Annotated in this window: 15 protein-coding genes and 1 pseudogene; 6 read left to right on the top strand and 10 right to left on the bottom strand. The window is 77.0% G+C overall.

Features of this window, described 5'->3' with window-relative positions:
* Positions 1–6: 6 nt before the first annotated feature.
* The 4 genes from ACN20G_RS16140 to ACN20G_RS16125 form a co-directional block, all read right to left on the bottom strand.
* A complete protein-coding gene (locus tag ACN20G_RS16140; protein ID WP_424213484.1) occupies positions 7–1,155 on the bottom strand; it encodes an SIS domain-containing protein in 1,149 nt (382 codons plus the stop codon).
* A 47-nt stretch (positions 1,156–1,202) separates the two neighbouring features.
* Positions 1,203–1,388: a Trm112 family protein gene (locus ACN20G_RS16135; RefSeq protein ID WP_424213483.1), complete on the bottom strand. Its 186-nt coding sequence runs from the start codon at positions 1,386–1,388 to the stop codon at positions 1,203–1,205.
* 130 nt (positions 1,389–1,518) lie between these two features.
* On the bottom strand, positions 1,519–2,886 hold the full coding sequence (locus ACN20G_RS16130) for a phosphomannomutase/phosphoglucomutase (protein ID WP_424213482.1): 1,368 nt from the start codon (positions 2,884–2,886) through the stop codon (positions 1,519–1,521).
* Positions 2,887–3,006: 120 nt separating this feature from the next.
* A complete protein-coding gene (locus ACN20G_RS16125) occupies positions 3,007–3,366 on the bottom strand; it encodes a DUF3499 domain-containing protein (RefSeq protein WP_424213481.1) in 360 nt (119 codons plus the stop codon).
* A gap of 183 nt (positions 3,367–3,549) precedes the next feature.
* Here ACN20G_RS16125 and ACN20G_RS16120 point away from each other — a divergent pair, with 183 nt between their 5' ends.
* A complete protein-coding gene (locus tag ACN20G_RS16120; RefSeq protein WP_424215537.1) occupies positions 3,550–4,041 on the top strand; it encodes a metallopeptidase family protein in 492 nt (163 codons plus the stop codon).
* A 30-nt stretch (positions 4,042–4,071) separates the two neighbouring features.
* Here ACN20G_RS16120 and ACN20G_RS16115 read toward each other — a convergent pair whose 3' ends face one another.
* The 3 genes from ACN20G_RS16115 to ACN20G_RS16105 form a co-directional block, all read right to left on the bottom strand.
* Positions 4,072–5,745 carry a DUF5719 family protein gene (locus ACN20G_RS16115; protein ID WP_424213480.1) on the bottom strand — a complete coding sequence of 558 codons (1,674 nt, stop codon included), beginning with the start codon at positions 5,743–5,745 and terminating at the stop codon, positions 4,072–4,074.
* Positions 5,742–9,332 carry a glycosyltransferase gene (locus ACN20G_RS16110; RefSeq protein ID WP_424213479.1) on the bottom strand — a complete coding sequence of 1,197 codons (3,591 nt, stop codon included), beginning with the start codon at positions 9,330–9,332 and terminating at the stop codon, positions 5,742–5,744. The genes ACN20G_RS16115 and ACN20G_RS16110 overlap by 4 nt, the downstream gene beginning before the upstream one ends.
* Before the next feature lie 542 nt (positions 9,333–9,874).
* A complete protein-coding gene (locus ACN20G_RS16105; protein ID WP_424213478.1) occupies positions 9,875–10,138 on the bottom strand; it encodes a WhiB family transcriptional regulator in 264 nt (87 codons plus the stop codon).
* Positions 10,139–10,825: 687 nt separating this feature from the next.
* On the opposite strand from ACN20G_RS16105, the pseudogene ACN20G_RS16100 reads away from it, so the two are divergent.
* The 3 genes and pseudogenes from ACN20G_RS16100 to ACN20G_RS16090 form a co-directional block, all read left to right on the top strand.
* Positions 10,826–11,281 (top strand): annotated as a pseudogene (locus ACN20G_RS16100) (cysteine dioxygenase); the annotation flags it as partial.
* 220 nt (positions 11,282–11,501) lie between these two features.
* Positions 11,502–12,464 carry a 2-phospho-L-lactate transferase gene (gene cofD, locus ACN20G_RS16095; protein WP_424213477.1) on the top strand — a complete coding sequence of 321 codons (963 nt, stop codon included), beginning with the start codon at positions 11,502–11,504 and terminating at the stop codon, positions 12,462–12,464.
* The gene (locus ACN20G_RS16090) at positions 12,461–13,807 is read left to right on the top strand and encodes a coenzyme F420-0:L-glutamate ligase (protein ID WP_424213476.1); all 1,347 of its coding nucleotides are present in this window, start codon (positions 12,461–12,463) and stop codon (positions 13,805–13,807) included. The genes cofD and ACN20G_RS16090 overlap by 4 nt, the downstream gene beginning before the upstream one ends.
* A gap of 79 nt (positions 13,808–13,886) precedes the next feature.
* Here the strand turns inward: ACN20G_RS16090 and ACN20G_RS16085 are convergent, their stop codons facing one another.
* Positions 13,887–14,924, bottom strand: coding sequence for a DNA-3-methyladenine glycosylase family protein (locus ACN20G_RS16085; RefSeq protein ID WP_424213475.1), 1,038 nt, complete (start codon positions 14,922–14,924; stop codon positions 13,887–13,889).
* 70 nt (positions 14,925–14,994) lie between these two features.
* On the bottom strand, positions 14,995–15,390 hold the full coding sequence (locus tag ACN20G_RS16080) for a hypothetical protein (protein WP_424213474.1): 396 nt from the start codon (positions 15,388–15,390) through the stop codon (positions 14,995–14,997).
* A gap of 134 nt (positions 15,391–15,524) precedes the next feature.
* Here ACN20G_RS16080 and ACN20G_RS16075 point away from each other — a divergent pair, with 134 nt between their 5' ends.
* Positions 15,525–15,938, top strand: coding sequence for a hypothetical protein (locus tag ACN20G_RS16075; protein ID WP_424213473.1), 414 nt, complete (start codon positions 15,525–15,527; stop codon positions 15,936–15,938).
* Between the two features lie 263 nt (positions 15,939–16,201).
* On the opposite strand, the gene ACN20G_RS16070 is transcribed toward ACN20G_RS16075, so the two are convergent.
* Positions 16,202–17,848 (bottom strand): peptidoglycan recognition protein family protein, encoded by a 1,647-nt coding sequence (locus ACN20G_RS16070; RefSeq protein WP_424213472.1) that lies wholly within the window; start codon positions 17,846–17,848, stop codon positions 16,202–16,204.
* 151 nt (positions 17,849–17,999) lie between these two features.
* Between ACN20G_RS16070 and ACN20G_RS16065 the strand changes: the two genes are divergently transcribed.
* A complete protein-coding gene (locus ACN20G_RS16065) occupies positions 18,000–18,755 on the top strand; it encodes a TIGR03089 family protein (protein ID WP_424213471.1) in 756 nt (251 codons plus the stop codon).
* Positions 18,756–19,018 lie beyond the last annotated feature (263 nt).

The raw sequence follows: 19,018 nt of genomic DNA, 5'->3' as shown, positions 1-19,018 counted from the left end.
CGTGCCTCAGGTACGTCCCCCCGACGCCAGCGCCAGGTAGGCGGTGGCGAAGTCCGTGACGGCGAGGAGTTCGGCGAGCTGTTCGAGTTCGCCGCCCTCCTCTGGTTCGAGCTCGCTGACGGCCGTGTCGTGGCCGTGGGCGAGCTCGCGGGCGGCCGGGGCGGCGCTGAGGCCGCCCGTCGGTCGGTCCCGCAGCAGGACGACACGGGCGCGCAGAGCCTGGGGCTCGTCGACCCGGTCACGGAAGAAGTCGTCGGGATCGGCGCCGGCGGCGAGGTCGCCGGCGAGGAGGTAGCCGTGGGCCGGGAGGGCCTCGGGGAGTTCGGCGGCGAGTGCGGGTCGGCCGGAGAGCTCGGCGAGGGTGGCGGCGAAACGGCGGCCGGCGGCGCCGGCTCCGTGGCCCTCGGTCCAGATGAGGGGCAGGGAGTCGGCGAGTTCGACGGCGAGGGTCTTGGCCGGGTTGGAGTAGGTGGCGATGGCCGGGCCGCAGCGTTCGGCGGTGTGGTCGAGGCGGTCGGCGACCTTGTGGAGGAGGTCGGGGGTCGCGGTGAGCAGTCCGACCTTGTCGAGGAGGACGAGGAGGGGCACGAGGAGGGCCCACAGGGCGCCGGGGCCGGCCGCGGACGCCGTCTCGTCGTAGGGCTGGTCGGGGTCGTGGTGCGGGGCGCGGGCCAGCGGGACGAGGAGTCCGTGGGCGGCGGCGACGGCCTCGCCGAGCGGGGACCGGGGCGGGGCCACGGCCACGACGGTGGCGCCGCGTCGGTAGCCGGTCTCGGCGAGGTTGGCGAGGCCGGGTTCGGTGCCGTCGGTGGTGACGAGGAGGAGCAGGTCCACGGGGCCGGCCCAGCCCGGGAGGGTCCAGCGCAGGGCGCCGGCGGCGTGTGCGACGCCGGTGGGGGCGAGGCGGAGGACGGGGGCGGCGGTGCCGGCGAGGACGGCGAGGAGGTCGGCGACGCCGACGGCGGCGGTGCCGGGTCCGGCGATGAGCACGGAGCGGGGGCGGCCGTCGGGGTGGAGGTCGGCGAGGCCGGCCTCGGTGGCGGCGCGGACGGCGGTGCGCACCCGGGCGCCGGCCTCGGCGGCGCCGCGCAGCAGGCCCCGTCGGTCGGCGCCGGCCAGGCGCTCGGGGTTGTCGAGCAACGACTCGTCGAGCATGGTGCGACCTCCTGCGCGGGGCGGGTTCGTGGGCCGGGCTCGGTGCGTCAGGCGGGGCGGCGGGCCTCGTCGACCAGGAGGACCGGGATGCCGTCGCGGACGGGGTAGGCCAGGCCGCAGTCGGTGCCGGTGCAGACCAGCTCGGGGGCCGTCTCGTCGCCGGAGCGGTCGTCCAGCGGGGAGTGGCAGGCCGGGCAGGCGAGGATCTGCAGGAGGCCGGCGTCGAGCGGCATGGGGGCCGTCCTTTCGGGTGGGCCGAGACGGGCTCGGGGGTCTGTGTCGGGCCAGGTCAGCGTACCGCCGGAGCGGGCGGTGTGGGGTGTCGTGGTCCCGTACCGCCCGCTCGTCGGCGGGTGGGGCGGCTCAGGCGCGGATGAGGGCGAGGGTTTCGTCGCGTACGCGGGCGAGGGTGGCCTCGTCGCGGGCCTCGACGTTGAGGCGGAGCAGGGGTTCGGTGTTGGAGGCGCGCACGTTGAACCACCAGTCGGCGGCGGTGACGGTCAGGCCGTCGAGTTCGTCGAGGGTGACGCCCTCGGTGTCGGCGTGCCGGGCGCGCAGGGCGGCGAGGCGGCCGGCCTGGTCGGCGACCTTGGAGTTGATCTCGCCGGAGCCCCGGTAGCGGTCGTATTCGGCGACGAGGCCGGACAGCGGGCCGGACTGTCCGCCGAGGGCGGCCAGGACGTGGAGGGCGGCGAGCATGCCGGTGTCGGCGTTCCAGAAGTCGCGGAAGTAGTAGTGGGCGGAGTGTTCGCCGCCGAAGATGGCGCCGCTGCGGGCCATCTCCTCCTTGATGAAGGAGTGGCCGACGCGGGTGCGGACGGGGGTGCCGCCGTGTTCGCGGACCACCTCGGGCACGGACCAGGAGGTGATGAGGTTGTGGATGACGGTGCCGGTGCCGCCGTTGCGGGCGAGTTCGCGGGCGGCGACGAGGGCGGTGATCGCGGAGGGGGAGACGCCCTCGCCCTTCTCGTCGACGATGAAGCAGCGGTCGGCGTCGCCGTCGAAGGCGATGCCGAGGTCGGCGCCCTCGGCCAGGACCCGGGCGCGCAGGTCCACGATGTTGGCGGGGTCGAGGGGGTTGGCCTCGTGGTTGGGGAAGGTGCCGTCGAGTTCGAAGTACATCGGCACGAGGTCCAGGGGCAGGCCCGCGAAGACGGTGGGGACGGTGTGGCCGCCCATGCCGTTGCCGGCGTCCACGACGACCTTCAGCGGTCGGATCGCGTCGAGGGCGACGAGGCCGCGGAGGTGGGCGGCGTAGTCGGCCAGCACGTCGCGTTCGGTGACGGTGCCGGGGGCGGCGGCCGGGGCGGGGCCGGCGCCGGCGTCGAGCCATCCCTCGACCAGGGCGCGGATCTCGCCGAGGCCGGTGTCCTGGCCGACGGGGGCGGCGCCGGCGCGGCACAGCTTGATGCCGTTGTACTCGGCCGGGTTGTGGGAGGCGGTGAACATGGCGCCGGGCAGGTCGAGGGCGCCGGCGGCGTAGTAGAGCTGGTCGGTGGAGCACAGGCCGATCAGGGTGACGTCCACGCCCCGGGCGGCGGCGCCGCGGGCGAAGGCGGCGGCGAGACCGGGCGAGGAGGGGCGCATGTCGTGGCCGATGACGATGGCCCGGCCGTCCACGACCTCGACGAAGGCGGCCCCGAACAGTTCCGCGACGTGCTCGTCCCACTGGTCGGGCACGACGCCGCGCACGTCGTACGCCTTGACGATGTTCGAAAGATCGGCAGCCACTTCTCGCGCCTCCTGGATGTGCGTGCGGTCGGATTCGAACCTACCTTGCACGGCTACCCGGGTCGTGGCCCGTGATTCCGGGGAGGACGGCCGATTGTGGCCGGCTTCGGGGGGCGCGGGTCAGGAGTCGGGGGAGCGCAGGACGCGGAGGTGGCCGCGTCGGGGTGCGTTGTCGCCGGGGGTGCGCGGGGGTTCGGGGCGCTCCTGGGGGCGGGCGGCCTCGCGGACGGCGTTGGCGAGGGCTTCGAGGTCGTCGCCGCTGGGGCGGGCGGGGGCGGAGGCGTCGGCGAGGCGGACGACTTCCCAGCCGCGCGGGGCGGTGAGGCGTTCGGAGTGCTCGGCGCACAGGTCGTAGCAGTGCGGCTCGGCGTAGGTGGCGAGCGGGCCGAGGACCGCGGTCGAGTCGGCGTAGACGTACGTCAGGGTTGCGACCGCAGGGCGGCCACACGCGGTGCGCGAACAGCGACGTACAAGGCTCACGACGTTGGACGGTACCGCACTCTTGACCGGGCCGCGACGACTCTCCCCCCGCTGCCCCGTCCGTGTCGTGGCCGAAACCGCCCGTGTGGGGGGTTCGGGGGTGCGGTGGGGGCGCTTTCCGGGGGGTGACACGGTGCGCGGGCGAGGTGCGGGAGATCGATGCGGGGCTACCCTGCGTGGGTGATGGACAGTCCCTCGTTCTCTCGTCCCGAAGGCGTCGGCCCGGCCGACCGGGGCGCCTCCGTTCCCCGCGTGCGTCGTGACCGGCACGGTCGGGGCATGCGCGGTCCGTTGGCGCCGCCGCAGGTGCCGTTGGCGGCCAGCCGGGCGGAGTTGTTCGGCGATCTGGTGCGGGATTCGGTGGAGCGGCTCAGTCGCCGGTGGCCGCAGTTGGCCGAGGTGGAGTTCGTGGTGGCGGACGTGCCGGGGGCGCAGGGGCCGGACGGCTGGAGCGACGAGGCGGTGCCGTTGGGCGGGGTCTCGGAGGCGGTGGAGGGCAGGCCGGCGCGGATCGTGGTGTTCCGGCGGCCGGTGGAGATCCGGTCGAAGGGGCGCGAGGAGCGGGCGCTGTTGGTGCACGAGGTGGTGGTGGAGCAGGTCGCGGACCTGTTGGGGCAGACCCCGGAGATCATCGATCCGCGGTACGGGGACGAGGACGACGACGAGGGTTTCTGAGGCGGTGCCCGCCGGGTGGGGCGGGCCCGGTCAGGTGGTGGGCTCCGGGTCGGGGGCGGTGTCGGGGGTGGTGAGGACGCCGAGGTCGCGGCGGACCCGGGGGGCGGGGACGGTGGCGTGGTCGTCGGCGAGCGGGGTGATCGTGATCATGTCGACGCCGCCCTCGCGGGCGGTGAGGGCGCGGGAGCCGTGGACGGGGCCGCCGGCGCGGTGGGTGACGGTGAGGGCGTAGGGGGCTCCGGCGGCGAGGCCGGGCGGGGTGGGCGGGGCGGTGACGGCCAGGGTGGTGCCGGCCGGGACGGTGTACTCCTTGGCGCGGTCGGGCGCGGGTCCGTCGGGGCCGTAGGGGGTGATCAGGACGGTGGCTGCGGCGTCGGGGGCGGTCAGCGCGAGGGTGGTGCCGGTCTCGGGGCCGGTGGGGGCTCGGTTGTCGGTGAGGGTGGCGCGTTCGCCGGGGCCGAGGGGGGCGGTGCCGGGGACGAAGGCGATCTCCTGGGCGGCGCCGGCGCCGCGGACCACGCGCAGGGCGGCGACGACGGGGACGGGGTTCGCGGGGTCGACGGGGTCGAGGAGGAGGGTGCCGGTCTCGCCGCGGGTGAGGGGGCCGAGGTCCACGGAGGTGGTGGCGCCGGCGGGCACGCGGATCTCCTCGTGCTCGGCGGGGACGAGGGTGCCGGTGCGGCCGGCGAGGCGGATGCGCAGGTCGGCGTCGGCGGTGCCGGGGGCCTGGAGGATCAGGCGGACGGCGGTGGCGTCGGCGGGGATGCCGGGGAGGACGGTGCGGGGGCCGGGTTCGGCGGCGGTGAGCCAGTCGGTGCCGACGCCGTCGGCGGTGACTCGGACGGCGGCGCCGACGCGGCCGACGCGGGTGGTGACGCGCAGGGTGAGGTCGGCGAGGGCGCGGGGGGTGAGGTCGGCGATCGCGACGGCGAGGGCGCCGTGCGGGGGGACGCGGAGGTTCTCGCCGGGTGCGGTGCCGGGGGGTGCCTGGGGGTCGGGGTCGAGGGCGCCCTCGGGGCCGGTGAGGGTGAGGTCGACGACGGCCGGGGTCTCGTCGGGGTTGACGAGGTGGACGGTGTCGCGGCGGCCGGCGGCGGTGGAGGTGCCGGGCAGGCGCAGGTCGGTGCCGGGGCGGACGCAGGCCAGGCCGAGCAGACCGCGGGCCTTGCCGGTGGGCACGAGGGTGGTCTGGTGGGCGCTGAATCCGGGGGCGAGGCGGCCGGTGGCGGTGCCGACGAGGGCGGGGGCCTCGGCGCCTCGGGCGCGGGCGGTGCCGGGGCGGCCGGGGGCGGTGAGGGCGATGACGGGGGCCGGGGTGGCGCCGGTGGTGGCGGTGGTGAGGCGGGCGGTGTCGTGTTCTCGGCTCGCCGGGGGTGAACTCTCGGCGTCCCGGAATCCGGGTCCCGGCCCGTCCGTTGTCGGGGGTGTGCGCACGAGGGCGGTGCGGAGGGTTTCGCCGCGGTCCTCGTCGGTGGGGGCGGGACAGAGGAGGTGGGCGCGTTCGACGGGGAGGCGGGGGGTGGTCGTGGGAGGGGTCGCGGTGGGGGACGCGTGGGTGGGGGCGGGGAGGGTGAGGGTGAGCAGGGTGGCGGCGCCGGCGAGGGCGAGGGTGCAGACGGCGAGGGCGACGGGGGGCCGTGGGGTGCGGGCGGGGTGAGGGGTGCGGGCGGGGCGGTCTGCGGGGCGGTGGTGGGCGCGGTTCATGGGTGCGGGGTTCCGTCGCGGTGGGGGCGGGTGGGGATGGCGCGGCCGTAGCTGTCGTAGGAGGGGTGGGGGTCGGTGGTGGTGCGGCCGGGTTCGTAGGCGGAGTCGTGGGCCGGGTCGTAGGGGGCGTGGGCCCAGGCGGGGTCCTCGTAGGGGGCGGTGGGGTCGTGGGCCTCGGGGGTATGGGCGGTGGCGGCGTACGGGTCGGCGGCGTAGGGATCGGCCGCGTACGGGTCGGCCGCGTAGGGGTCCGCCGCGTGCGGGTCGGCGGGGGCGGTGGGGGTGGTGGGGCCGGTGTGGCGGTGGCGGCCGGGGCCGGCCTGACCGGGGACGGCGGGCAGGCCGTCCTCGGGGAGGTCGTCGTCGAGGCGGCGGCGTCGGGCGGGCAGGGCGAGGACGAGGAGGACGGGGACGAGGGCGGCCTGGGCCCAGAGGCGGGCGGTGTCGGCGGGCGGGGTGGGGTGGGTGAGGTGGAGTCGTCCGCCGGTGGGGGGCAGGTCGAAGCCGAGGGAGCCGTCGTCGAGGGTGCGGGGGGTGAGGGGGGCGCCGGCGAGGGTGGCGTGCCAGCCGGGGTCGGGGGTCTCGGCCAGGCGCAGGCGGCGGCCGGGTTCGCCGGCGGGGAGGTCGGTGTGGATCTCGACGGGGCCGGCGGCCACGGGCACCGGTGCCTCGCCGGGGGTGCCGGGGAGGATCACGGCGCGGGCCACGGGGCGGTCCACCCGCCACAGGGAGCTGCCGCCGGTGCGGCTGAGGCGGCTGAGGCCGGGGGTGGTGTCGAGGACGCGGCGGAGTTCGGCGGGGGCGCTGTCGCGGACGAGGACGTGGCGGACGGCGAGGGCGCCGAGGCGGTCGCTCTGGTCGGCGCCGGTGCCGGCGACGAGGGCGGAGACGGTGGCGTCGAGGCGGGGGTCGGGGCCGCTGAGGGCGGTGAGGTCGGCGTCGCCGAGGTGGGCGCCGGCGCCGCGCACGAGGGCGTGCCGGATTCCGCCGGGGGTGTCGGGGTCGCCGGCGAGGACGAGGGTGCGGGGCCGGTCGCGGGTCTGGCTCTCCTCGGCGACGAACGCGGGGACCTGGGCGGGGTCGCGGCGGGCGAGGGGGCCGTCGGCTCCGTGCCAGAGCCAGAGCGCGGCCAGGGCCAGGGGGCCGGCGGCGGCGAGGACGGCGAGGGCGGCGGCGGTGGGTTGGCGCCAGCCGAAGCCGTGGGCGGCGAGGCGGGCGGCGGCTCCGTCGGCGCCGAGGGCGGCGGCGGTGAGCAGGCCGAGTCCGTAGAGCAGGGCGGTGGGGCCGGGGCGGGTCTGAGTTTGCGTGAGGGCGGTGCCGAGGAGGCCGATCAGGGCGCAGGTCCAGGCGGCGGTGATCGCGGGGCGGCGGTCGGTGCGCAGGGTGGCGGCGAGGGCGGCGAGGAGGAGGCCGGTGGTGAGGAAGCGGCCGGGGGCGGTGGGGTCGCCGGTGCCGAGGGTGAGCAGGTCGAGGGTGGTGGTGAGGGCGGGGCCGGGGTGGGCGGGCAGGGCGAGGCCGGCTTCGCCGAGGAGTCGGGCGGGGTGGGTGAGCGGGCCGAGGGACCAGGGGGCGAGGGCGAGGAGCGGGAGGAGGGCGGTGAGGAGGAGGCCGGGGAGGGCGGCGCGGTCGCGGCGGCGGATCAGGGCGGCCAGGGCGAGGGCGACGGCGAGGGGCCAGACGATCGGGGTGAAGGCGGTGGTGAGGGTGAGGAGGGCGAGGTGGGCCCACAGGGCGGTGCGGCGGGCCGGGTCGGCGGGGGTGCGGCGGGCGCGGGGGCGGCCGGCGGGGGTGGTGCGGGCGGACGTCGGGGCGGGGTGGGCGTGGTGGGCGGTCAGGCCGGTGCGCAGCAGCCAGGGCAGGAGTACGGCGAGCAGCACGGTGCCCACGCGTCCGTCGGCGAGGGCCCCGGTGGTCGCGGGCAGCAGGGCGTAGGCGGCGGCCGCGCCGGCGCGCAGGGGGCGGGAGGCGATCAGGGGGCGGGCGGCGGTGTGGGCGGAGAGGGCCGCGAGGGGGACGGCGGCGGTGAACAGGAGGGTGAGGGCGAGGTCGGGGGTGCCGGGCAGGAGGGCGGCGGCGAGGGCGAGGAGGGCTGCCCAGGGGGGTCCGTCGGCGGTGGTGCCGGCGCCGACGGGGTGCCAGGTGTCGGTGAGGACGCGGCGGAGTTCGGCGGTGGTGTCGGGGGCGGGGAGCAGGGCGCCGCCGGAGAGGAGGCCGCCGGGGGGGCCGCCGAGGAGCAGGTGGCGGCAGGCGAGGAGGGCGAGCAGGCCGAGGGTGCCCAGGAGGAGGGGCAGGGGGTTGTGGACGAGGCGGCGCAGCCGGGCGAGCCGGCCGGGGGTGTCGGTGGTGGGCGCGTCGGGGTCGGCGGGGGTGCGGCCGAGGCGGCCGGCGAGCCGGTCGAGGGCGGCGCGGGTACCGGCTCCGGGCGGGGGGAACAGGGGGCGGAGGTCGGCGGGGGTGCGGGCGGGGCGGGGGCGGCCGGCGCGGGCGGCGCGGATCCGGTCGGGGCGCAGGAGCACGGCGAGCAGGCCGGCGCTCTCGTCCCATGCCTGGCGGGGGTCCTTGGCGAGGAGGTGGGCGAGGGTGCGCAGGAGGGTGCCGAGGATCAGCCGCAGGGTGGTGTAGGGCAGGGCGTGGGGGGTGCTGTTGGCGAGGAGGGTGTGGGCGGCGGCGGCCTTGTCCACGCGGCGGGGGCCGGGGGCGGCGTCGCGTCCGGGGGTGCGGATCACCCGTCCGGCGCAGTCGACGGGGCGGCGTTCCCGGGTGGCGGCCTCGGCGTGCCGCAGGACGGCGTCGGGGGCGACGAGGACGGTGTGGCCGGCGGTGTTGGCGCGCCAGCACAGGTCGACGTCGTCGCGCATGAGGGGCAGGCGGCGGTCGAAGCCGCCGAGGGCCTCGTGGACGTCGCGGCGCAGGAGCATGCCGGCGGTGGAGACGGCGAGGACGGGGCGGACGGTGTCGTGTTGGCCCTGGTCCTGTTCGCGGCGGTCGAGTCCGGTCCAGCGGCGGCCGCCGCGGGCGAGGGTGACGCCGACTTCGAGGAGTTGACGGGTGTCGTACCAGCCGCGGAGTTTGGGGCCGACGACGGCGGCGTCGGGGTGCGCGTCGGCCACGCGCAGGAGTTCGGCGAGGGCGTCGGGGGCGGGGGCGCCGTCGTCGTGCAGCAGCCAGAGCCAGTGGACGGGTTCGCCGTCGGCCTGGTCCTCGGGGGCTTCGCGCCAGGTGCGGGAGACGGGGTCCCAGCCGCTGGCGGAGGCGAGGTGGGGCAGGTCCTCGGGGGAGATCCGGCCGGCGGTGCGGGCGGCCTCCTCGACGGCGGTGCCGAAGCCGGTGCGGCGGGCGAGGTGCAGGACGCGGTCGGTGCCGAGGGCCTCGGCGAGGAGGGTCGCGGACTCGTCGGCGCTGCCGGTGTCGGCGGCGATCACGTCCTGCGGGGGGCGGTGTTGGGCGAGCAGGCCGGCGAGGGTCTCGGGCAGCCAGCGGGCGCCGTCGTGGGCCACGAGCACCGTGGTGACGATGTGTCGGGGGAAGGCGGGGGCGGCTGCCTGGGGGTCGCCCCAGGGCGCCGGCGAGTGGCGGGGCGTGGTCATCGCGTGGGGCCCTCCGGCCGGGATTCCGGGGGCGGTTGGCCCTCCGGTGGCTGCTGGACAGCGTCACCCTAGTGGCTCGGAACGCGGCGGTCCGCCTCCTGCGGGGAAGGTGCGGGAGGCGGACCGAGGGGGTGTTCGGTTGTGTCGCGCGTCGGATTCGAACGCGGGTGCGACGGGTGGGCGCGCGGGGCGCGGTCGGGGCGACGGGCGGGCGGTCCGGACCGGAACACGGGTGCGACGCGGGGTCGTTCGGGTGGCCGGGCGGGCGTGGGCGGGTCGGGGTCCGGGGCGCGGTGCGCGACGGGTCGGTGGGGGGTGGGGGTGGGGGTGGGGGTGGGGGTGGATTAGGGGCCCTGGTGCGCGCCGGGGCGGGTCCGTGGTCGGCGGGCCGGCGCGGCGCGATCGGGGCGGGTGGGGGTGGGGGGTCGGGAGTGGGGGGGTGGGGCCGGCCGGATCCGGTCGGCGTTTCGGCCGATTCGGCGGCCTGTCGGACGATCCGTCACCCTCCGTGCGGCGGAAGGTCGGATGATCCTTCGATGGGGTCAGACGGCGGCCTTCTTGAGGCGCCGGCGTTCGCGTTCGGAGAGGCCGCCCCAGATGCCGAAGCGCTCGTCGTTGGCGAGCGCGTACTCCAGACATTCGGATCGGACCTCGCAGGCGAGGCAGACCTTCTTGGCCTCGCGGGTGGAGCCGCCCTTCTCCGGAAAGAAGGACTCGGGGTCGGTCTGGGCGCACAAGGCGCGTTCCTGCCAGCCCTGCTCCTCGTCCGCCTCCTCGACCAGCAGTTCCTGAAACAGCTCGGTCATGCGCGCCCCTCGCTTGTGTCTACGGCGTCCCCGTGGTGGTGTCGTGACCTCTGACGACGAAACGACACGAGTGAAATTACAAGTGTGTGGCTCCGAGCCAGTCAAGCCGGGATCTGCTATTGGAGCCATTGTTCACTCTGCGGAACCAAGCGTATGCAGAAAGTGTTCATATCGCGAAAAATCGCTACACATGCCACCACCTGCGGCGTAGTTCCCGTCCACACCCGTAAGCGACGTGTCACTCTGTGGTGGGGTTGCGTTTCGGCCACAGAAGCGACCGGGATCACATTCCGATCACGGCGCGGTCGCGCCCGGGGGTGTGATCGGACTGAATCCGGGGTTCTTCGAAGGTTTACGAGCGTGGTTGTTGCGCCACCTATCCCGCCCCTCCATGCACAAACCTTTCTCCCGTCACAGGCACCGGATGAGGTGAACTTTTTCGCCCGAACCGGACAATGGGTTGACATCCCGGCCCCTCACCCGTTCTTCTGGTACGCATGTCAGCGAACGCAGCCACCCCCGGGACCCCCATTCGTGGGTTCCTGTGCGCTGCCCAGCTTCGCTGTCGCTGTCGCGGCTGTTGATGCCTGCGGGACCCTTCGTGAGTCCCGTCCAGAGTTCCGGCCGAACCCCCGAAGCGACCGCCCGCCCCCGCGCACCCTGAACTTCCGTCGAGGACCCTCCACGATGAACAGCGACAGCGACCTCCAGATCGCCGGCGACATCCTCGCCGTCCAGCACCTCCTCCAGCCCGCCCGCGAACACCCGGCCACCGTCGCCGAGTTCGTCGGCCTCGCCCGCGAGATCGCCGAGGACCGGGCCTCCTGGGCACACCTCGTCGACTACGACGCCACCACCCGCTGGTACCACCGGCTGCGCACCGGCCCCGGCTACGAGGTGTGGCTGCTGAGCTGGGTCCCCGGCCAGGGCAGCGGCCTGCACGACCACGGCCCCTCCTCCGGTGTCCTCACCGTCCTGGACGGCACCCTCACCGAGTACACCGAACGCGGCCCGCTCACCCTGCGCGCCGGCGAACAGCGCGTGTTCGCCCCCGGCTACGCCCACGAGGTCGCCAACGACTCCCTCGACGGCGCCGTCAGCCTGCACGTCTACTTCCCCGGCCTGACCGAGATGCCCATGCACGAGCGCGGCGAGCACGCCGGCGCCGTCAGCTCCGCCGCCGGCACCACCCACGGCCTCGGCGACGGCCCGCGCGCCGGGCTCCCCCGGGGCGCGACGGTCGCCGGTTCCGGCGCCCCCGGCATCGGCTTCACGAGCGCGCCGACCCGCGCCGCCTTCGGCTGCTCCCCCGTGCTCCCGGGCGCCGCTCACGCGGGGCGCACCGCCTGACAGACTGCGTGGCATGCGCATTGTTGTTCTGGCCGGCGGCATCGGCGGCGCCCGTTTCGTTCGCGGTCTCCTGTCGGCGGTGCCCGACGCCGAGATCACCGTCATCGGCAACACCGGTGACGACATCCACCTGTTCGGGCTGAAGGTCTGCCCGGACCTCGACACCGTGATGTACACCCTGGGCGGCGGCATCGCCGAGGACCAGGGCTGGGGACGCGCGGACGAGTCCTTCACCGTGAAGGAGGAGCTGGCCGCCTACGGCGTCGGCCCCTCCTGGTTCGGACTCGGCGACCGCGACTTCGCCACCCACATCGTCCGCACGCAGATGATCACGGCCGGCTACCCGCTGAGCGCCGTCACCGAGGCCCTGTGCGACCGCTGGAAACCCGGCGTGCGCCTGCTGCCCATGACGGACGACCGGGTCGAGACGCACGTGGCGATCACCGACCCCGACAGCGGCGACCGGCGCGTCGTGCACTTCCAGGAGTACTGGGTGCGGATGCGGGCCTCGGTGGACGCCGAGGCGGTGGTCCCGGTCGGGGCCGAGACCGCCAAGCCCGCCCCCGGGGTCCTCGACGCCCTCGCGAACGCCGACGTGATCCTCTTCCCGCCCTCCAACCCCGTGGTCTCCGTCGGCACCATTCTGGCCGTGCCCGGGATCCGCGAGGCCGTCGCGGCCTCCCCGGCGCCCGTCGTCGGCCTCTCCCCCATCGTCGGCGACGCCCCCGTGCGCGGCATGGCCGACAAGGTCCTCGCGGCCGTCGGCGTGGAGACCACCGCAGGTGCGGTCGCCCGTCACTACGGGGCCGAACTCCTCGACGGCTGGCTCGTGGACGAACGGGACGCGGGCGCGGTCGCCGAGGTCGAGGCCGCCGGCATCGCGTGCCGCGCCGTGCCCCTGATGATGACCGACACCGAGGCCACCGCCGCGATGGCCCGGGCCGCGTTGGAGCTGGCCGAGACGGTGCGCCGATGAGCTCGGGGGCCGCGCCCGAGCCCGCGGGGGCCGGGGCCCGGTTCTCGGTGTGGGCGCCGGCCGGGCTGCCCGAGGTCGGTCCCGGCGACGACCTGCCCGCTCTGATCGCGGCGGCGGCCTGCGCCGACCCGGCCGGGCTGCGTGACGGGGACCTGCTGCTGGTCACCTCGAAGATCGTGTCGAAGGCGGAGGGCCGGATCGTCCGCGCGGACTCCCGCGAGGCCGCCATCGACGCCGAGACGGTGCGCGTGGTGGCCCGGCGCGGCCCGCTGCGGATCGTGGAGAACCGGCAGGGGCTGGTGATGGCCGCGGCCGGGGTGGACGCCTCGAACACGGCGGCCGGCACCGTGCTGCTGCTGCCCGAGGACCCCGACGCCTCGGCGGCGCGGATCCGGGACGGGCTGCGGGCCGCGCTCGGGGTGCGGGTCGGGGTGCTCGTCACCGACACCTTCGGACGGCCCTGGCGGGAGGGGCTGACGGACGTGGCGATCGGCGCGGCCGGCGTCGCCGTCCTCGACGACCTGCGCGGCGGCACCGACCCGCACGGCAACCCGCTCCAGGCCACGGTGATCGCCGTCGCGGACGAGCTGGCGGGCGCGGGCGACCTGGTCAAGGGCAAGACGGCGGGTCGGCCGGTGGCCGTCGTGCGCGGCCTGGCGCACCTGGTGCGGACCGAGGGGCCCGAGGTCGGGGCGCGGGCGCTGGTGCGCGGGACCCGGGACGACATGTTCCGGCTCGGCACCTCCGAGGCGGTCCGCGCGGCCGTCACCGGGCGGCGCACGGTCCGCGAGTTCACGGACGAGCCGGTGGACCCGGGCGCGGTGCGCCGGGCCGTGGCCGCCGCGCTGACCGCGCCCGCCCCGCACCACACCACCCCGTGGCGGTTCGTGCTGCTGGAGTCGGAGCGCTCGCGGGTGGAGCTGCTGGACGCGATGCGGGACGCGTGGATCGCGGACCTGCGGGCCGACGGGCGGGACGAGGAGTCCGTGGCCCGGCGGGTGCGGCGCGGCGACGTGCTGCGGCGGGCCCCGTACCTGGTGGTGCCGTGCCTGGTGACCGAGGGCGCGCACACGTACGGCGATCCGCGCCGGGACGCGGCCGAACGCGAGATGTTCGTGGTCGCGGCGGGCGCCGGTGTGCAGAACCTGCTGGTGGCCCTGGCCGGGGAGCGTCTGGGGTCGGCGTGGGTGTCCTCGACCATGTTCTGCCGGGACGTGGTGCGCGGGGTGCTGGGGCTGCCCGCGCACTGGGATCCGATGGGCGCGGTGGCGGTCGGGCATCCGGCGGCCGAGCCGCGGGAACGGCCGGCGCGGCCGGTGGAGGAGTTCGTGACGGTGCGCTGAGCGCGCGCCGGCGGGGCGGGAGCCCCCGGCGGGACCCCGTGCGCCGGGGCCCGGCGGGGGCTCCCGTCGTCGCGGGCCGCTACCAGCGCGCGATGTCGGTGCGGCGCATCCGGGGGGCGCGCCGGGGCGGGGCGGGGGCGGCGAGCAGCACGAGGCGGGCGGCGCGGTGGCGCTGGCCGGCGTAGGGGGCGAGGAGGGCGAGCATCGCGGCGTCGTCGGCGTCGCGGTCGCGGGCGAGGGCCCAGCCGATGTGTCCGGGCAGGTGCAGGTCGCCGGTGGTGACGGCGTCGGGGTCGCCGTTGCTGCGCTGGAGGGTCTCGGCGGCGGTCCAGGGGCCCACGCCGGGCACGGCGAGCAGCCGGGCCAGGGCCCGGTCCGGGGGCATCCGGGCGGCCTCTTCGAGGCGTGGGGCGAGGCGGGCGGCGCGCAGGATCGTGGCCGCGCGCTTGTCGTCGACCCCGGCGCGGTGCCAGTCCCAGGACGGGATCCGCAGCCAGTCGGCGGCGGCGGGCGGCACCCACAGGTCGGGGCCGGGCCCGGGGGCGGGGGTGCCGTGGGCGCGCACGAGACGGCGCCAGGAACGGTACGCCTCGTCGCTGGTGACCTTCTGCTCCAGGACGGTGGGCACGAGGGCTTCGAGGACCAGGCCGGTGCGGGTCAGGCGCAGTCCGGGGCGGCGGCGGTGGGCCTCGTGCAGCAGCCGGTGGCGGGGCACGAAGGCGCCGGGGTCGTCCTCGGCGCCGAGGAGGGCGGGGAGGTCGGCGGCGAGCCGGGCGGCCCCGGGTCCCCACAGGTCCGCGCGCAGCGGGGCCGGGGAGCCGTCGGCGGGTGCGGCGGCGCGACGCAGGCGGAGGGTGGCGGGGCCGGCGGGGGTGCGGGTGGCACGCCACAGGGCGCCGTCGGGGGTGACGCGGAAGGTGGGGTCGGCGGGGCCGCGCCGGAGCGGGCCGAGGGTGAGGCCGAGGTCGAGGGGGCCGGGCGGGGTCCACAGCAGGCTCGCGTCGGCGTCGGAGTCGGCGTCGGGGGTGGTGGTGTCGGCGGGCGGGGTCGTCGCGGGCAGGTCCACGCGGCCGGCGCGGACGCCGGCGCGGGTGAGGGGGTCCTCGCGTCCGGCCATGCCCCGATTCTGGCACCCGGGGCGGGGTCGGGGGCGCGGGTGGGGAAGGGGGTGCGGCGGGACGGAGGGGTCAGGTGGTCCAGCCGACGGCCGCCGCGCCGCCCGCGATCGCGATCGCGTAGGCCGCCCAGTGCTCGCGGACGGGAGCGGTGGCGGGCGCGGGGGCGTCGTGGGCGGGTCGCCGGAGGAGGAGGGACGCGACGCGGCCGGCCATGGGCGGGAGCACGGCCCCGAAGAGCAGCAGCAGCCCGAGGTCCCGGAACGGGTCCCAGGCGGGATCCCGCACGCGGGCCCGGAACGCCAGGGCGATCGCGGCGGCGACCAGGGCGACGAGGAACAACGACGCGGGCACCGACCCGCGCGCGGCCGCCCGCGGCCGGGACGTCGCCCGGATCCGGGCGAACAGCAGCAGTCCGGCCTGGGCGAGCGCGGCGGCGACGGCGAGCAGCCGCAGAGTGGTGACCATGCCGGCGTCGGCCTCCTCGCGCGTTCGGCATCCGGGTGTCCGGGGTTCGGGTGTCCGGACATTCTGCCGCATTCCCCCTGGTGGGGTGGGGTGCGGTCGGGTGGGGGCCCGGTCGGGTGGGGCAGGATCGGCGGATGCGGATCGATCCGGAGCACACCCTGTTCGCGTGCGGGCCGCTGCCCGTCCTGGTCCTGATGGGCACCGCCCTGCACGAGGCCCTGCCGGTACTGCCCTCAGGCGCGGACGCCGGCGCGCCGCCCCCGCGCCCGGGGTGGTCGCTGCGCGCCGGGAGCGCCCTGTGCGGGCTGACCGGGCCGACGGGGGTCGGGGGCGAGGTGCCGACCGCGATGGCGCCGGTGATCTCCGCCCGGTGCGGGGGCACGGTGCCGGCGGGGACGGACGAGTGGTGCGGGGACGCGGCGGCGGCGGGCGGGGCGCTCGTGCTGTCGGTGTCGGAGCCGCCCGCGGCCTTCGATCCGGCGGCCCTGGCCGTGCTCGCAGGCTCGGGGACGGCGCGCGGCGGGTTCGTGGCGGTGCGGGCGGGCTGAGGGGGTGCGCCCCCTGGCGGTCGCGTGCTTCGCGCGCCCCCTCCCCGAGATCGTCACTCTCCGTTACCTTCTGTACGGAGAGCGACGGAACGGGGAGGGGTGTGGTCACGGTGGGATGGGGCGGGGTGTTGTGGCGCCTGGTCCGCGGGCGGGACGACGGGACGCGGAGGTACGGGGCTCGGGGGTACGGGGCGCGGGGGCCGGGTGCGCCGGCGCCCCCGGCCCGGGGAGCGGGCGGGGGCGGCGGGTCGGGGCGGGGGCTGTCAGCGGCCCTGGAGCTTGGCCGAGGTGGTGCGGGTGGCGGGGAGCTTGCCGTAGAGGAGCCGGCCCGGGCACTCGGTGGCGAAGCCGTCGCGGTGGCCGGAGATGACGTCGAGCTTGGCCCCGGTGCCCTTCTTGTACCGGTTGCCGCCGGCGGAGATCAGCGTGGTCTTGGCGGCGGGGTTGGCGCCGAACAGGCCCAGCTTCCAGGCGGTGAGGCGGGCGACGGCGTCGACGGCGGCGGCGGGCGGGGCGCTGTCGGTGAAGGTGCCGAGGACGGCGATGCCCATGCTGTCGGTGTTGAAGCCCATGGTGTGGGCGCCGAGGACGGGCTTGGCGACGCCGCCGGCTCGACCCTCGTAGACGGTGCCGCACTTGTCGACGGCGAAGTTGTAACCGAGGTCCCGCCAGCCGCTGCTGACCACGTGGTAGCGGTACAGGCTGCGGAGCACGGCGGGGGCGTCCGCGCAGGCGTAGTTGTTGCCGGAGGCGCTGTGGTGCACGAAGGCGGCCTTGACCGTGTTCGTGTAGACGAAGCCCTTCTCGCGGAGGGACTCGTCCGCGCCCCACCCCTTTCGCGTGACGATGCGGGGTCGGGGGCCGATGTAGGGGCGGACGGCGGCGTCGAGACTGCCGCCGGCGGCGAGCACGGCGTCGGCGGTGGAGTCGGCCTTGTTGAGGGCGACGATCTCGTTGGCGCCGAGCGGGGCGAGGGGGAGGTTGGCGGAGGAGGTCTCGGCCATCTCCATGCTCATGGCGGGGGCGGCGGCCCCCTTGTCGTCCCCGCTGTCGCCCGGCTTGGCGGGGTCGATGAGGGTGACGGGGTCGGGGGCGCCGGGGTCGACGAGTTCGATCCGCATCCCGGACGGCAGCCGGGCCGCGCGAGCGGCGGACCGCGCGGCGGCCTGGCCGGCCTGACCGGCGGGAGCGACCGGGGCGGTGGCCTGACCGGCAGGAGAGACCGGGGCTTGGTCCGCCGGGGCGGCGGGGGCGGCCGGGGCTGCGGCCTGGTCCGCCGGGGTGGCAGGTGCCGGCGGGGTTGCGGCCTGGTTCGCAGGGGCGGCGGCTTGGTCGGCCGGAGTCGGAGGCGCCGGCGGGGTTGCGGCCTGGTCGGGTGGGGTGGCCTGGTCGGGGGCGTGGTCTTCCGCGCCGGGTTCGGCTTGGACGCGGACCTCGACGCCGTCGGAGGCGCCGACCCACAGGGGGGCGGTGCTGCCGCGGACCCGGCCGCCGCCGTGTTCGGCACTGTCGGGGTCGGCCGCGTGCTCCCCGTTGTGGGTCTCCAGGTCCTGCCAGTCGGTCCACACCGCGTTCGTCGCGGAACGGGTGCGGACCTGGACGCGACCGTGGAGTTGGGTGCCCGCGTCGTCCCAGACCACTCCGACGAGGGAGAAGGTCTTCACGGTGCGCGGGGTCAGGCCGCGCACCTCGGCCGCGCGGGCCCCCGCGCTCATGCCGGGGACGCCCGGGGACCGGCCTCGGGCGGGGCCGAGCGGGAGGAGTTCGAGGGACTGGGTGGTGCCGGCGGGCTCGGCCGGGGCCGCGGGCGAGGACCCCGGGACGGCGAGGGCGGTGGAGGGCAGGGCGAGCGGGAGGGCCAGTGCGGCCGCGGTCGCGACGCCGATCGAGGAGGCAAGGAATCCGCGCATGGTGACGATGCTGGTCACAGTCGTGACGGAGCGCCATCGGAGAGCTGACGGGGCGTCCGTTCGCGGGACGCGACACGCCGTGCGGGGCGTTCGCCCGGACGCGTGAGCGGGGCGGGGCCGGACGGGGGACGGCCGCACTACCCTGGGGCCCGTGAACGCCACCGACCGCACCCCTGCCGACCTGCTGCGATCCGCGCTCGCCGCCGATCCGGGTCGCCCGCTGACCACCTTCTACGACGACGCCACGGGCGAGCGCGTGGAACTCTCCGTCGCGACCTTCGCCAATTGGGTGGCGAAGACCGCCAATCTGCTCCAGGACGAGCTGGGCGCGGAGCCCGGCGATCGGCTCGCGGTACGGCTGCCGGCGCACTGGCAGAGCGCGGTGTGGCTGCTGGCCGCCGCGTCCGTGGGGGTGACCGTCGAATGGGGCGGTGACCCGGCGAAGGCGGACCTGGTGGTGAGCGGGCCGGACGAGGCGGACCTGGCGGCCGGGCTGGCCTGCTCGGGCGAGCGGATCGCGCTGGCGCTGCGGCCGTTGGGCGGCCGGTTCCCGGCGGTGCCGGCGGGGTGGCGGGACTACGCGGTGGAGGTGCCGGGGCAGGGCGACCGGTTCGCGCCGTGGGTGCCGGTGGATCCGGCGGCGCCGGCGCTGGTGGTGGACGGGGTGGAGCTCTCGCACGCCGCTCTGGTGGAACGGGCGCGGGCCGACGCGGCCGCGCGGGGCGTCGAACCGGGGGCGCGGGTGTTGTCGCGGGTGCCGTTCGACGGCTGGGAGGGGCTGCTGGCCGGGGTGTACGGGCCGTTGGCGGTGGGCGGTTCGGTGGTGTTGTGCCGCAACGCCGAGTCCCTGGACGCGGAGGCGCTGGCGGCGCGGGTGGCGAGCGAGCGGGTCACCCTGACGCTCTGATCCCTCCCCGGCACGCCGCCGGTCCCTCCCGGTGACGCCCCCCCCTGCCCGGCCCCGCCCCTGCCCCTGCCCGGCCCCGGGCCGGGCTGGATCGGGGGCGGGTTCGGGGTGCCGGGTGTCACCCACACGCGTCACCCGTGTCCCCGGCGGGTCGTCACCCACTCGGCCCATCAGCCCGGGGCACCGGGGGTCGGGCGGGGGGACGATCGGTGGCGGGGCGGGGCCGGATCCTCGGCCCCCGCCCCACGGGCCGCGCTCCCCCG

The organism is Streptomyces dryopteridis (assembly GCF_049606955.1).
Taxonomy (GTDB): domain Bacteria; phylum Actinomycetota; class Actinomycetes; order Streptomycetales; family Streptomycetaceae; genus Streptomyces.
The sequence above is the reverse complement of the archived record's forward strand: the minus strand, read 5'-3'. Positions and strand labels throughout refer to the sequence as shown.